The sequence below is a fragment of the Thermococcus barophilus MP genome (genome assembly GCF_000151105.2).
Lineage (GTDB): Archaea > Methanobacteriota_B > Thermococci > Thermococcales > Thermococcaceae > Thermococcus_B > Thermococcus_B barophilus.
Window position 1 is genome coordinate 1,053,677 of sequence record NC_014804.1, and the last position, 15,171, is coordinate 1,068,847.

The following is a 15,171-nucleotide window of genomic DNA, read 5'->3' on the forward strand; positions in this document are numbered from 1 at the left end:
TTTTATATATTCCTCTTCTAGCTATTTAATAGCAAATTCGATCTTCTTTACTCTTTTATCCTTTGCATCTTCTTCAGGTGTTAACACAAACGCAAGCATTACTCTCCACAATTCTTGCAAATACCTTTCACCAGCTCTTTTCATCGGAACAGATTTCATTCCCTGTCAGTACTTTATAAAACAAAATTCTTAGGGTCGTGGGGGCGTAGCCTCCCAGTAGATGAGAAGAAAGCGAGGTGTGGAGCGAAGCCCCACTATGGGGGTTTGAGAGTACAGAGAGATAAGGGGGCAAAGCCCCCTTGTCTTTCGTTGTGGCGGGCCCGGCGGGATTCGAACCCGCGACCTCCGGCTTAGAAGGCCGGCGCCCTATCCTGCTAGGCTACGGGCCCTCGAACTTCTATGGGCTTAATTGCATTTATAAATCTTACGATTCCCAAGGAAGCTAAGACTATTAAAAATAAGTCTGAGGTATAATGAGAACGTATTTCATGTTTTTTACAAGCAATTTACGGTATCTCTTTGCTTTTTCTGTGTTCTCTTATCCTTAAGTCTCATTCCCTGAAAAGGACAAAAATAAATGGTACAACTTTTATATACTTGATTTTACTATCTGTATAGCTTTGTCTATTTCTCCTCTTTTCTTGAAAACTTCGTAGAATTTGACCATCATCATTACTGCCCACTCTTTTATGTTTTCGTCATTTAGGGCATTGTCTAAACTGCCGACCAATTTTTCAACATAGATTTTTCTCCACTTACTCCCAAGTTTTCCAAATTTTATATCCATTATCTCCTTTCTGAGACCCTCCTCTTTAGACTTGAAATACTCAAGTAACTTTTGATTTAACATTTCATTAACATCTTCAAAGTGCAATCCAACTTCTAACATCTTGTTTGGCTCTCTTCCTCGGAAGAGCCACTCAAAATGAATCGGACCAAACCCAGTAGGAATTTGTAACCAATTATCACAAGTTGCTCTTCTCTCAGTTGCTCCTTCTTCGATTTCTTTGAATCGTGAAAGTATTTCAGAAAAGAATCTTAAATACTTCTTTTGTGTCTCTGTTAGTGTTTTCTTACTGCTAGCTTTCTTAATATCTCCAATATCTAATAGTTTTGGAACGAATATCTCTTTGTCTTCGCTTTTATAGTACTCGAACTCTACGCAAAGGATATTTATTCCAAAATTTCTGAGCCACTCTACGAGTCTTTTAGTATCATCCCCGATTATGTACGAAGCCAAGACAAGTTGGATTTTCATAGGGTCTTTAATAGACTTTAAAAAATTTTGTCTAAACTCTTCATAACTGTATTCCTCTCCATTTCCATAAAAACTTCTGAAAACCTCTTCCAAAGAATTAAATTGGGTTTTTCCAGAGTTAAAAATTTCATTTTCATCCATTTGTTGAAGATCAGATGCATAATCGAGCAACTGAGCAATGGCTTCTCTGTGCCCTTTACCTCTTTTTAATTCCACTATCGTTAGACTTCCACTGGAATCTACCAATAAGAGATCCAGCTCTCCGCCACTAGGGAGTCTTAAATGGCTTGCTAATGTTTTAACATCCCTCTCTGCGATATCTTTTAAAATTATTTGAGGAGTTCCCTCAATAAGTTTATGCAAATATTCCTCCCTTTTATCAGCTGAAAAGTTCTCCTCCTCAATGATTTCTATATTGCTACTGTTTTTAATAACAACGTAGCTCATAATTGAAAATTTTGCATTAAGAAATATTTAATTTTTTCTTTCCCAAAGATTATGTACACCCTCAGTTTTAAAAATTAAAAGCAACAGAAGAAAAGCTCATGGATAGAGCCTTGTTGGGGTTCTCGGGAACAGGGTTGCCCATCTGACGTGGTCAAGGTTGAGGATCCATGCAACTACCCTCTCAACTCCAAGTCCAAAGCCGCTGTGCGGGACGCTTCCATACTTTCTGAGGTCAAGATACCACTCGTAGTCCTTTGGATCCATGCCTTCCTCCAAAATACGCTGCACAAGCTTGTCATAATCATCCTCTCTCTCTGAACCACCAATTATTTCACCATATCCTTCAGGTGCAAGCATGTCAGCTGCTAAGACCTTTCTTGGATCACTTGGGTCCTCCTTCATGTAGAACGCCTTGATATGCTTTGGATAGCCATAGACGAAGAACGGCCTGTCGAATTCTTCTGTCAAAACTCTCTCTTCATCTGCACCCATGTCTTCGCCCCACTCTATGTTGACGCCTTTGCTCTGAAGGATATCAATTGCCTCATCGTAACTTATTCTCGGGAATGGCGGCTCTGTGTTCTTTAAGGTTGTGAAGTCTTTTCTGTACATTTCAATCTCTTTTCTTCTCAGCTCTAAAGTTCTCTGAACCATATAGCTCACAAGCTCCTCTTCAACCTTCATGATGTCCCAGAGATCCATCCATGCAGCCTCAAGCTCAAGGTGCCAGAACTCTGTTAAGTGCCTCCTCGTTCTGCTCTTCTCTGCTCTGAAGCTTGGTGTTAGAGACCAAACCTTTTCAAGACCAAATATAGCTGCTTCAAGATAAAGCTGAGCTGATTGGCTCAGATAGGCGGTTTTATCGAAGTACTTTAGCTTAAATAGAGTGGCCCCACCCTCAACAGCGCCTGTGACCAATATTGGTGGGAATACCTCATACCAGCCGTCTTGAAGAAGCCACTCACGAGCTGCCTGGATCATAGTTGCTTTGACTTTCATTATTGCCGCAACTTTTGGCGATCTTAGGTGGAGATGTCTTACATCCAAAAGAAATTCTGGACTTGCGTCCTTGGTAATCGGGAAAAACTCGACGTTTTGAATAACCTCAATCTTATCTGCCTGAATTTCGACTCCTCCGGGAGCTCTCTTATCTTGTTTAACGGTGCCCTCAATTATTACGCTTGACTCTATTCCGGTTTTCTTTGCAGTCTCATAAGCCTCTTTGCTAATTTCCTCTTTGAACACGGTTTGAATAATTCCGCTCGAGTCTCTAAGGACTATAAACACCTTGTCTTTAATTTCCCTCTTTCTATACACCCAGCCAGCCAATCTAACCCTTTTTCCTTCCATCTCGGGTTTAACTTGAGCACAGTAAATTTTCTCAATCATAATCATCACCCCACAACTTTTTGAAAGTTAAACTGAGGGTTTATTAAACTAACCGTGAGCAGTGAAGAAAAGCTAACCCTCAATTTATCCACAGTACTAACGCTTTAACTTTCAATCTAAGCTCAATTAACATCGGCATTGTGCATCGAGTTTTCTTCAGATAATCATTATTTAAATTCTTTGCTATTTTAGTTGGCAGAATGACAAAAAGCTTTAATATCCTGTTAGCTGAAACTATTTTCCCGCTGGAGGTGATAGGATGAAGGCGATACTTGCAAAGTACATTCTGGATGTTAACGGAGTAAGGGAGGACATGGCAGTTTTGATAGAGGGGAATAAAATCTATGATGTCATTCCGAAGGATAAGCTCAAAGAATATGATGTTGATGAAACTTTTGGTGGAGAGAAGTATCTCTTGATTCCCGGGCTTATTAATGCCCATACCCACGTAGCAATGACAAAATTTAGGGGAATCGGGGATGACTTGCCTCTTGATAAGTGGCTGAATGAAGTCATTTGGCCCATGGAAAAGGAGTGGAGCAAAGAGGAAATCCATAAATGGGCACTTATTGGAATTGCAGAGGCTATCGCCAACGGTTCAACGGTAATCAACGACCATTACTTCTTTGCGGATGAAATAGCCAAAGCAGCTCAAAAGCTTGGCATTAGAGCGTTCGTTGGACAGACCATGTTGGATTTAGTTGAATTTCCAATTGCAGAGCCAGAAGATGGATTTAGGTTTTTCAAGAGATGGAAAGACAGGGATGAGCTTGTTAAACCTGTGTTAGCACCTCATGCCACTGACACGGTTTCTCTTGATCTTTTAAAAGAAATCAAAGAGTTCTCTGAAAACGAAAAGGCGTTAATTCATATGCACGTTTCCCAGAGCAGGGAAGAAGTTTTGAGAGTCAAAAGGAGAGAAGGAATCTTGCCCGTTGAATACCTCAAGAAAGCTGGAGTTTTAAATGAGAGCTTCATCGGCGTTCATGGCGTCTATCTGAGTGAGAAAGAAGTTGGGCTTTATGCAAAAAGTGGAGCAACATTGGTGCATTGTGCAATCAGTCTGGCAAAGCTTGAGGGAAGTATCGCACCAATAGTTGATTTATGGGAAAAGGGAGGCAACATTGCACTTGGAAACGACTGTGCGGCTTCAAATAATTCACTTGACATGATCCAGGAGATGAAGTTTGCAGCGATACTAAATAAAGTCAGAAACCATGATCCAACCAAAGCCTCAGCAAAGGACGTATTTTACTGGGCAACGCTTGGAGGAGCAAAAGCATTGAAAATTAAAGCGGGGTTGATAGAGAAAGGATATCTTGCAGATTTAGTTCTTATAAATATAAATAAGCTGCATTTCCTACCGGAGACCAATATATTGTCGCACCTTGTGTACTCCGCCAAAGGAAGTGATATTGAAATGGTCTTTGTGGACGGAGAGTTAATCTACCAGTTGGGAAACTTTACAAAAGAGCAAATCATTTTTTAAAATTATAGTTTTTTGTTTAATATATTAAGCAGTAAACCTTATATAGGATATTCTCCAAAAGATTCTGGTGCTCTTTGGATAAACTATAAGTACTTGGCATTGTTATTTGGGGGGATTATAGTTGTTTATAGATCCCTTTGTAATTCGCTCTATTAACAGAAGTGAGCTCCGAAAGCGAATTCTCTTGTATTTATACAATATATACCCTTCTTTTACGTATCTTGCTGAAATCGCAAGAGTTGTTCGTTCTGATCCTTCAAATGTAAAAGGAGCTCTTGTGGGGTTGGGGAACAGGTATAATGGACATAGTTCCCTTGTTAGCTTAGGATTAGTTGAAATAATTGAAGAAAATGGATTCAAATATTATAGACTTTCTGAATATGGGAAAAGAGTTGTCGAAATGCTGAAGTCATATCAATCCTATTATAGAAAATTTATGTGAGGTGTTAAAAAATGGAGTCGCTTGCCAAGAAAATTGATAAAAACATCTCAGCAATGATTCAGGTAGCTGTGCTAAACATACTAAAATTGGGGATGGAATACAGGATATTTAATAAACTAATTTCAAAGAAACATTATCTTGACATCCTTAACATGAACTCTATCAAGAATAAACCTCTGCTAAAAGATCTCTTGGATACCTATGTTGAGATCGGAATAGTAGAGAGAACTCTAAATGAAATAAGAATGCGGGATTTTTCTTACACCATTACATTCAGCAGGGAGAGCATCAGCTATATACAACCAGATTGGATATCAGTATTCGAAGAAATGTATAAAATGATCACATACTCATTTATCAGCCCAGAGCATCCTAAAATTCTAATGGATTTCGATAAGGATGCAGATTTCTGGGATATGAGGCTTTCCTTAGAATTCAACAGTACTTACAGAAGGTTAATAGCATCCATAGGAAAGCTAAGAGACGAAATGACAGTTTTAGATTTGGGCTGTGGTTCTGTTTCCCCCGTAGAGATTGGAAAATTAGTAGGATCTAACGGGAAATACGTGGGTGTGGACTTCTCTCCTGGCATGTTAAGCATAGCAAAGAGTAAAATAAAAGAATTAGGGCTCGATTGGGTAATCCTCAGGGAACTTGACATTAGGACAATGATCCCCCGCAGCAAATATGACATAATCATAATGAGCTTTGTCCTTGAGTACCTTCCCACGCTTTCACTTTTAAAAGTCATAGATACTGCCATGGCTGCGTTAAATGAGGGTGGAAAATTGATTATTATAGAGCCATTTAGGGAAAATTACCCGCAGATTGCTGCATGGGAGTTCTTTGAAAAACTGACAAAGGAGTTTACCAAATTCCCCAGCAAATCTGCGATAATAAATTCTCTCGAACAAACAAACTATAATTTTAGGCTTCATGAAATTGGAAAATCTGTTCTTGTTGTAGAAAAACTCTAATCTTATTTATTTTTCTAAATCTTGTTATTTACTAAATTTTTTGGTAAATACCTACATATGTAGGTACATTGCTATATGCTTATGCAAAAACAAAAAATTGATTTATATTCAAGACATAATATTATAAATTGCAAACTTTCCAAGGGAGGTGCCAAAAGATGGGATACCTCATAAAGAAGAGGAGAGGTGCCGTTGGTATCGGTACCTTGATTGTGTTTATAGCCATGGTACTAGTAGCTGCAGTTGCTGCAGCCGTTTTGATTAACACAAGTGGGTACCTACAACAGAGAGCTGAAGCAACAGGAAGGCAGACCACCCAGGAGGTTTCAACGGGCATAAAGATCGATGCGGTGACCGGCTATGCCCCGAGCGCGAACAACATGACTTTGATGACAATACAGGTCTCCCTTAACGCCGGAAGCACTCCCATTGACCTCAACCAGACGAAAATCTACCTTGACAACGGCCAGAAGCAGGTCGTTCTCTCCTACGGAAACGCCAAGGCCGCTATAAGTGGCGACATGTTTGACACGACCTCTGCCGCCTGGGACAGCACCAAGGTTGATGGGACCCACTTTGGAATCCTCATTGTCCAGGATGCCGACAACTCCCTCAACGGGAACATTCCGACCCTCACCACCGGCGACATAGCACTGCTCACCGTCAACCTTACCGCTGTCTTTGGCGGTGTTGAGCCGAGGACTCCGATAACCATCAGAGTCGTTCCGGAGTTCGGTGCTCCAGGCTTTACCAAGGTCATCACCCCGACCGCCTACGGTCTCAGCACCACCGACAAGATTGTCGACCTCAAGTGATGCTTAATGTTTCTTTTTGAATTTTTACTACTTTCTCCATTAATTTCTGGAGGGGCAGAGAATGTCGTTCTCGTATCTAAAAAATAAATTTAAGAAAAAAAACGGGGGGGCTACACAGGATGATAATGTAGAAATAATCAGATTAGATGAGCTCAACGAAAGTGAGGCTACGGAGGAAAAGAAAAAAGAGGAAGAGGAACTGCTGAACCAAGTTATGACAAGAATAAATGAAATCGAAAATGACATCCCAAGAATAAAAGTCAGCATAGATACCCTGAAATCTCAAATACAAGAAGTTCAGGAGGAAGTTGAAAAGTTGAACAAGACTATCAAAGATGTTATGATGCTTTATGAGGTAGTGTCTCAAGAAATCAATCCATTTAAAGACCAAGAAAAAGACAATCCTCTACTTAATGAAATCCAGGAACTCAAAAGACAGTTAGAGGAACTAAGAACCGAGATTGTTCAACTAAAATCAGATTTGAAGTTGTTGGCAACACATGGAATTGATCTCGACGAAGTTATATATGAGGTAATTTCGGAGGGGAGATAATGATTACTGAGATAGAGATCGAGGAGAGACTCAAAAAACTCCGAGGAAAAATTCCCAATGTGCTCATAGAGGACTTAAGAGAAAGATTACTCAGTAAAATGGATATTCTTACTCCAGAGCAAGTCGACAAAATAATCGAGAGAATACTCCAGACATACTCCGGACAAGTAGAGAGGCTTATCAAGCTTGACAAACGCGTTGAAGAAATTGGAAAACATATTGAGGAAATTCGAAGCTATCTGATAGAGAAAAAAGGCATTGGTAGAGATCAAGCAATTATTGAGGAAATGGCTGTTGAAGAAAAACTCCCCCCTAATTATGAAGAAATCGACATTACAAACTCTGAGAAAGTTAAAAAGGAGGAAGAGATTATGGAGAAAAGTTTTGAGATACCTCAAGAAATTAAAGATGTATTGGCTGTTTCATCAAATGGTAAGGCTCGGCTTGAAAGGATCCCTCAAGACATGACATCCACAATGATAGCTCTAAAGTGGTTAGGATTTCTAATAGATCGCGTTGGTATGCAGAATCTCGAAAATATACTGGAGTTCTATTATGAAATCGGCTGGATATCTGAAAACGTCCTGAATACCTTGCTAAAATATGCCAATGGAACCAAACCACACCATAGGGAACCTAATTGGAGGCCCGAGGATAAGCTGACTATCCAAGACCACTTAATTTCACTGTTGTTCATAGAAAGGCTTAGAGGCGTTAGAATAACTCGAGAAATTCTTGACTCAATAGAACGCGAAATGAAGGTGATAAATAGAATCTTAGAGGAAGTGTACGGCGTATAGGGGATTCCAATGGGTTTCAGTGTCTCAGCGTCGTTTGCACTATTGCTCACGGTCACTTTGATTTCCTTTGCTATAATGTACACAGCTATAGACAATACTTATAGTAATGTACTCGACGCAATTGAAGATCATGCTAATATTGTAACCATAACTAAGTCTTCACAGCTTTATGTATCACTTTATGATTATACTACCCAGCTTAATGTGTCTGTTTATGATGTTATATTTAACATTACAAATAGCGGCACAACACTCTCTCCACCCCGCTGGAACTTTGTATATGATGGAGTACTAACCTCAACTAACATTGACATTGAGAACAAACAGTATATTGTACCTGGAGACTCTTTGCTCCTAACAGTACTAAACGTTCCAAAAACTACAGATGTCCATGCTTTAGTTGTGGTTACAGAAACTGGATGCAATCTGAAATTCAAATGGCGATGGATATGGTTGAATCAAACTGCAGGCACGGGAACTGTGGAGGTAATTAATAGTGCATGGTATTGTCCAAGGGAGGGATAAACATGGCAAGTAACGTTGCATCAGAACTCATACTCTTCATAGCATCTCTGCTGGTAGCAGGGATGGTTGCTGGAGGATTATACGTTGTAACACAGGATATTTCTGATGGGATAACGGTTAGAGGAAAAGACTTGGCATATAATCTGAGACTGAATTTTGAGATTATAAACGATCCTGAGAACATCCCCACTGATAATACTGGGGCTTATATCTTTTATATCAAGAATATTGGAAAAGTGCCATTCACATTTGAATCCAACTCCATTATTGTCTTTATTGATGGGAATATGATACCTTCTTCGAATCTGACCTTCGTTAACTTAAATAATCCCACATCAAATCAGCTCTATCCCTATGATGTTGGTGAGATTCATGTTGCAACCTCCCTTTCATCAGGGTATCATAAAATTGTTGTTGTTCTTTCAAATGGAAAGCAAAGAGCACTAATATTCAGGATAGGGTGAGAAGCATGGGGACACTCCTTAAAATCCAAATTCCAAACGACGAACTACATAGAAGATTAGGGGGAGGGATACCCTCGGGAAGTATAATGCTAATTGAGGGAGATAGAGGTACTGGCAAGTCTATTTTCTCCCAAAGACTTCTCTATGGATTTTTAAGGAACAATCATACTGCTTCTTATATTTCGAGTCAGTATACAACACCCGAATTTATAAATCAAATGGAATCCTTAGGTTACAGTATTATTACGGACTTAATTAGACGACGTTTGATTTTTGTATCTGTGTATCCTCTTTTAGTCGGAGTTTCAAAAAGAGAGAAGTTCCTAACAAGATTTTTAAGTGAATCAAGAATCTGGGATAGAGATGTTGTGATTATTGACTCAATCTCTTCCCTGCTACCAACTACTCTCGATGAAGATGAGTTGAGGAGATTGGCAGACCATATTAAAAAATTGAGCTCCCTAGGTAAGGTAATAATGCTAACAGTCAATCCCAACGATATTGATGGGGACATCTTAAGAATCTTGGAAGAAATCTCCACCATATTAGTTAGACTGCAAGTGAAAGTTTTTGGGGGAGACTTGAAGAATTCTGCGACTATTGTGAAATATAACAATGCAATGGGAATATTCCAGAAGATTATCCCATTTAGAGTAGAACCGAGAGTAGGATTTATTGTAGAAATTGCTGCGGTGGTGTAAATGGCTGAAAAATTCAGTGATAGCTTAGAGGTTGCAATGGCACGTAATCCCCATTTAAGGAGATATATAAACAGTTTTGTCAAACAAACTGGAAAGTTCCCGGAGTTTCATGTCCAGCTTAGTAGGAGCATGAAAGAAATAAAATATCCAAACATAATCTATCCTGTTGGAGATCCGATTTTTATCCATATATACGGTGATCCAAAAACAGAAAGGAAGTATATAGTCATAGAACCTCGCATAACAAGTCCCCAAGAGGAAGAAAAGTACGAGCTTATCAAGGATAAGATCTTAGAAATGGCACCTACAAAGAGAATACCCGAAGACAAAGAGGAATTCGAAATGTTTCTTGATTCCCTATTTGATGAGGCTCTAAGTAAAGTAAGCAAAGGCGGACTGTTTAGAAGAAATACTGTAAATATCACAAGAGAAGAAGCAGAGAAATTCAGATATCTCCTAAAACGAGACATTGTTGGCATTGGACCCTTAGAACCCCTAATTCGGGATCCGTACATTGAGGATATTCACATAATCGGAGCAAATTACGTTTCTTTGGTTCACAAAATTTTCGAGTCCTTACCTACTAACATCACATTTGGGGACAACATAAGATTAGCTGACTATTTCAAAAACTTAAGTGAGAGAATGGGAAGACCTGTAAGTGATAAGAATCCTATAGTCGATGGTACCCTTCCAGATGGATCAAGAATTAACATCATATATAGCCCAGATGTCAGTATAAAAGGCCCCAGTGCTACTATAAGAAAGTTCTCAGCAACGCCCTTGAGTGTTGTACAGCTTGTTAATTGGAACACATTCTCTGCAGAAATTGCGGCATACTTATGGATTGCGCTTGAATATGGCATGAGTATATTCGTATGTGGAGAAACAGCAAGTGGAAAAACTACAACGCTGAACTCTATCATTCCCTTTATCAAGCCTAATGCAAAAATTTATACTGCAGAGGACACTCCAGAGGTTGTAGTTCCACATCCTACTTGGCAGAGGCTAACCACAAGAGAAAGAGGCCCAGAAGAGTCAAGGGTTACACTATTTGATCTTCTAAAAGCAGCTTTAAGATCAAGACCAAATTATATTATTGTCGGTGAGATTAGAGGTGCAGAAGGTGCAATAGCATTTCAAGCGATGCAGACAGGACATCCCGTGCTCTCTACCTTCCACGCAGGGGATATAAAAAAGATGATTCAGCGCTTTACGGGTTCACCTATTAATGTTCCTGTCACATTTATAGACAACTTAAATATTGCCATTTTCCAACAAGCTGTTTACGTTAGAGGGAAATTTCTGAGAAGGGTTGTCAGTGTTGTTGAGATTGAAGGTTACTACGAAGAACTTGGAGGAGTTGCTACAAGAAATGTGTTCGAATGGGATTCTGTTTCAGACAGGCACATTTTCAGAGGCATGAACAACTCATATATCCTCGAAAGGAAAATAGCAGAAGTTGCAGGATATGAAGATCCCAAAGATATATACAACGAACTGTTCTTGAGGGCAAGAATAATCAAAAGGATGATAGAATTAGGCATAATGGACTATTACTCGGTTTACAGGGAGATTAAGAATTTCTATGAGAAGGGAATAGAGGGATTAAGCTTTAGGCTATGAGGTGATAATGTGGGAAGGAAAAAGGCTGGAATATTTACCCAGTCAGATTTGACAATAAGAAGTTACCTGAAGGCAGTATTAGGGCCGAGCATAGCTATTTCAGTGGTTCTCTTCATCATAATATCGATTGCTCCACGCTTTGTAGGTATTCCCCACATGGTAAGCATAGCCCTCTATGCAATACCGTTACTGCCTTTGATTTATGCTGTCTCGTACCCCTACGCAAAAGCAAGCAGTAAAAAAGTTAAAATAAACTCAAAGATACCATATTTTGCTACATATTTCGCAGTTCTATCCACAAGCGATGTGAGTAGAAGTGATTTGATATGGAATTTATCTACAGAGCAAATCTTAGAACCCATTGCAACAGATATGAAGAAAGTTTACTACTTAATAGCCAAGCTTCATCGTGGAATGCCCGAAGCACTGAGATTTCTTGCAAAAAGAACACCAAGCAAAGTTTTTTCTGATTTTCTTGAAAGGCTGGCATATTCATTGGACAGTGGTGTTGAACTAAAAGACTATCTGCTCCAAGAACAGAAAACTGTTATGGATGATTATGAAACATTCTATGAGAATGCCCTCTATGATTTAGATGTATTTAAGGAGATCTACTCGTCACTCATAATTTCTGTCGTGTTTATGGTTACATTTGTCATAATTGGTCCAATAATAACAGGCCAAGATATTGTGAGCCTTAGTATTTTTATGTTTGTACTTATCTTGGCCACGGAAATTGGTGTTTTGGTAGTTATAAAGCATAAAATGCCCGAAGACAAAATATGGTCAGAAACTGCAATGATACCTATTCGCAAGTCAAAAATAATTAAAGCAGCTATAATATCAATTATTGGAATGATAATAATGGCAATTTTATACATCTTTGTAATAAAGCCAAGGTTTGACGTGCCTCTTCTTATGAGTATTGCAGTAGTCTTAACCCCTCTGGCATATGTTGGTAAGGTTATTGGAAATGAAGAGGAGAGCATAATTATAAAAGATGAAAACTTCCCAGCATTTATAAGGAGTTTAAGCTCGTCATTGGCAGCGAGTGGTGCTTCTCTTCATCTCGTTCTCAAGTATCTTAGCTCTCATGACTTTGGAACATTAACCCATGACATACGAAATCTTTACCGCAGAGTTGCCATGAGAATAAATGATTCAAGGGCATGGGATTATTTTGTTTCAGATACAGGGAGCTGGCTTATAAGCATATTTTCAGAGATATTTAAAAAGAGCATAAAACTTGGAGCAGAACCAGATTACGTGGGTATGGTAATTTCGAGAAACTTTGAGCGTCTTGTTAGACTCAGAAGGAAGAGACAACAAAATGTAGCCAGTTTCAAAGGTGTGATTTATGGGATTACAGGAGCTTTTGCATTTTCAGTTGCAGCAGCATTCCAAGTTGCCGTATACATGAATTACCTGTTCTCAAATATACAGGTCAGCGGAGAGTTTCTACAAAGCATAATATTTGTACCGTCTTCAAGCGGCTTACGGCTAACGAGTTATATTTTAGTTGCAATTCTCTTGCTTCATGCTTTTTTATCTTCCTTCTCAATAAAATTAGCAGATGGGGGGCATTTAGGGATCTCAATTTATCATTTTGTCATATTAACATGGATTGCTGCTCTCTCAATGTATATCGGAGAGCTTGCCATGAAAAAGATGATGACATTTGCAGGAATACTCTGGCCACTTTTGGGGGTGATTCTATGAGAAAAGTCTTTTTAGCTGTTGTAATCTTTCTTATTTCCCTTCCACAAACAATAGCAGACTCTGTATTCTACGGATGGGTACAAATACCAACGACAATAACGATTGGAAGCACACAAATAATGCTTAAAGATATATCTGGGGTAGATGGTTCAATTTTTGCCGTATTTAAGGATGACAAAGACTCCAACATAGAAATCCTCCCACTTAGTAACTATATCCATTGGGAGGAATACAATCTCAGCTCCGAATATGTGCTACTAATAAATGAGAAAGGATACGCAAAACTGAAGCTCAACTTCCCATACTTGCTTGAGGGAGAAACCATGCGCTTTGGAGATTACAAAATATATTTGAAGTCTGTGACAAAAAAGCAAGCACAGTTGGAGCTGAGTTATAAAAATATTACAAGAAAATTTACATACAAAGGAGGGGAAATAAATTTCGAAAATCTAAAGCTTTCTTTGATATTAGCCCCGACAATTTTTGATGGGTATATATCTAGAGGATATCCAAAAAAAATAGATGAATGGAGCATAACTTTTGTGTCATATAATATCACAAAAGAAGACGGCATATTAAAGGAAATTGTTGAGCTCAAAATTAATCAAAAAACTTACTGGAGTGAAGTTGGAGATGTCCTTGAGGCCGAAGGGCTTAGAATAGAAATAAAGGATTTAGTTGGATCTACCTATTTGAGGATGGAGGTAGAACTTAAAGGTGCCTACCTTAACATTAGCTTAACTCCCTATTTTGAAAGCTGGCTAAGTGAAGGAAAAACAACCAAAATTGGACCCTATATTGTAAAAATAGAGAAAATATTCTCTGATCAAGCATATGTTTCAATTAAAAATCCTTGTGGGATGCCACTCAAAAGCGGTTTAGTTAAAATTGACAAGTTTTCACGCATGCTTTCATATGACGGAATTTCAGTAGGATTCATTGAAACAAAGGAGGAAAATGGAGAAAAAAAGGTCAAGACCGTAATTATCATAGATAATGAAAAGATACCAAAAATTGAAGATGTTGCCTTTCTCAATGTTTCCTATGAAGTGCCGACCAGAGCTACACAGTACAGCACTTTTGAAACTAAGGTTATATTAGAAAACACTGGAAAAAGCGATCTTAGATATGTCGAGATACTTCCAAATGTCTCAAAAATATTCTCTATTGTAAATAACTATCCGAGATACATTCCCACAATCAAAAGAGGAGAGAAAATTGAGCTTACCCTCGTACTACAATCCCAAGCTTATGGAAATTTAACAGTGGGGAACATCAGAGTACTGGCACATGCTCCTTACGAGCTTTCATGCTATGGTGTAGGAGAAGTTGAATTTTCTTCAGAAACAAAAAGAGTAGAAATTCTAAAAGCAGAGCCAAACTATAGCATTGATGTAAGGACTTTAAACGGAACAGTCGGGAGTCCTATTCCACTTAATATTACGATAGCAAATTTAGGTAATGTAGATAGCCCGTTTGATTTGACTGTTGCGCTCCCAAAGGAATTCGGTGTTGTCGCAGAGAACTTTACGATATACAGAAAGTGGCTTCACTTAAGGGATACCTTAAAACCTGGTACCTCAAAGACATATAAAATGTTCTTAATCTCCACAAAAGAGGGACAGTACGAAGTGGAAGTTTTAGTAAAAAGCTTTGGAAAGTTATTCCAAAAATCTACAACATTAACAGTAACCTCATTAGTGAAGGAACATACTGAGAATATTTTATTAAATCAAAATGTCACATGTACCCCAAAAGTCATAGAAAGAGTTGTAGAGGTTTCCAAGATTACCCAACAAAACAGCACTGTTACAGTGGAACCTGTTTCACTGAAGTGGAAAATTGTGTATGGTGGAGGATTCTTTGTAGGTGGAGTAATATTTATTTTAGCCCTGGCATGGATAGCAGCGAAATTGGAAGAACGGAAGGAATAGCAGTATAGCTCAACCTAAGTATTATAAACCCT

Annotated in this window: 15 protein-coding genes and 1 tRNA gene; 12 read left to right on the forward strand and 4 right to left on the reverse strand. The window is 38.7% G+C overall.

Annotated features, from left to right (window positions below):
• Window positions 1–21: 21 nt before the first annotated feature.
• From TERMP_RS11530 to asnS, 4 genes are all read right to left on the reverse strand, one after another.
• Window positions 22–159 (reverse strand): hypothetical protein, encoded by a 138-nt coding sequence (locus TERMP_RS11530; protein WP_158304566.1) that lies wholly within the window; start codon window positions 157–159, stop codon window positions 22–24.
• Window positions 160–312: 153 nt separating this feature from the next.
• Window positions 313–389 (reverse strand) — tRNA-Arg (locus tag TERMP_RS05975).
• Window positions 390–589: 200 nt separating this feature from the next.
• Window positions 590–1,705, reverse strand: a complete 1,116-nt coding sequence (locus TERMP_RS05980; RefSeq protein WP_013467473.1) for a DUF4268 domain-containing protein — start codon at window positions 1,703–1,705, stop codon at window positions 590–592.
• 96 nt (window positions 1,706–1,801) lie between these two features.
• Window positions 1,802–3,094, reverse strand: a complete 1,293-nt coding sequence (asnS, locus tag TERMP_RS05985) for an asparagine--tRNA ligase (RefSeq protein WP_013467474.1) — start codon at window positions 3,092–3,094, stop codon at window positions 1,802–1,804.
• Between the two features lie 259 nt (window positions 3,095–3,353).
• Between asnS and TERMP_RS05990 the strand changes: the two genes are divergently transcribed.
• From TERMP_RS05990 to TERMP_RS06045, 12 genes are all read left to right on the forward strand, one after another.
• Complete coding sequence (locus TERMP_RS05990) at window positions 3,354–4,583, forward strand: amidohydrolase family protein (protein WP_013467475.1); 1,230 nt, start codon at window positions 3,354–3,356, stop codon at window positions 4,581–4,583.
• 121 nt (window positions 4,584–4,704) lie between these two features.
• Window positions 4,705–5,025: a helix-turn-helix domain-containing protein gene (locus TERMP_RS05995; RefSeq protein ID WP_048159772.1), complete on the forward strand. Its 321-nt coding sequence runs from the start codon at window positions 4,705–4,707 to the stop codon at window positions 5,023–5,025.
• Between the two features lie 11 nt (window positions 5,026–5,036).
• Window positions 5,037–6,002, forward strand: a complete 966-nt coding sequence (locus TERMP_RS06000; protein ID WP_013467477.1) for a class I SAM-dependent methyltransferase — start codon at window positions 5,037–5,039, stop codon at window positions 6,000–6,002.
• Between the two features lie 158 nt (window positions 6,003–6,160).
• Window positions 6,161–6,817, forward strand: coding sequence for a flagellin (locus tag TERMP_RS06005; RefSeq protein ID WP_013467478.1), 657 nt, complete (start codon window positions 6,161–6,163; stop codon window positions 6,815–6,817).
• 61 nt (window positions 6,818–6,878) lie between these two features.
• Window positions 6,879–7,370: a flagella accessory protein C gene (locus TERMP_RS06010; protein ID WP_013467479.1), complete on the forward strand. Its 492-nt coding sequence runs from the start codon at window positions 6,879–6,881 to the stop codon at window positions 7,368–7,370.
• Window positions 7,370–8,170 (forward strand): FlaD/FlaE family flagellar protein, encoded by an 801-nt coding sequence (locus tag TERMP_RS06015; RefSeq protein WP_013467480.1) that lies wholly within the window; start codon window positions 7,370–7,372, stop codon window positions 8,168–8,170. Before TERMP_RS06010 ends, TERMP_RS06015 begins: the two co-directional genes overlap by 1 nt.
• 9 nt (window positions 8,171–8,179) lie before the next feature.
• Complete coding sequence (locus TERMP_RS06020; RefSeq protein WP_013467481.1) at window positions 8,180–8,695, forward strand: flagellar protein F; 516 nt, start codon at window positions 8,180–8,182, stop codon at window positions 8,693–8,695.
• A 2-nt stretch (window positions 8,696–8,697) separates the two neighbouring features.
• Complete coding sequence (locus TERMP_RS06025; RefSeq protein WP_013467482.1) at window positions 8,698–9,159, forward strand: flagellar protein G; 462 nt, start codon at window positions 8,698–8,700, stop codon at window positions 9,157–9,159.
• A gap of 5 nt (window positions 9,160–9,164) precedes the next feature.
• Complete coding sequence (locus TERMP_RS06030) at window positions 9,165–9,860, forward strand: ATPase domain-containing protein (protein WP_013467483.1); 696 nt, start codon at window positions 9,165–9,167, stop codon at window positions 9,858–9,860.
• A complete protein-coding gene (locus TERMP_RS06035) occupies window positions 9,861–11,486 on the forward strand; it encodes a type II/IV secretion system ATPase subunit (protein ID WP_013467484.1) in 1,626 nt (541 codons plus the stop codon).
• A 9-nt stretch (window positions 11,487–11,495) separates the two neighbouring features.
• Window positions 11,496–13,205: an archaellar assembly protein FlaJ gene (gene flaJ, locus TERMP_RS06040; protein WP_013467485.1), complete on the forward strand. Its 1,710-nt coding sequence runs from the start codon at window positions 11,496–11,498 to the stop codon at window positions 13,203–13,205.
• The gene (locus TERMP_RS06045; protein ID WP_013467486.1) at window positions 13,202–15,139 is read left to right on the forward strand and encodes a hypothetical protein; all 1,938 of its coding nucleotides are present in this window, start codon (window positions 13,202–13,204) and stop codon (window positions 15,137–15,139) included. The genes flaJ and TERMP_RS06045 overlap by 4 nt, the downstream gene beginning before the upstream one ends.
• Window positions 15,140–15,171 lie beyond the last annotated feature (32 nt).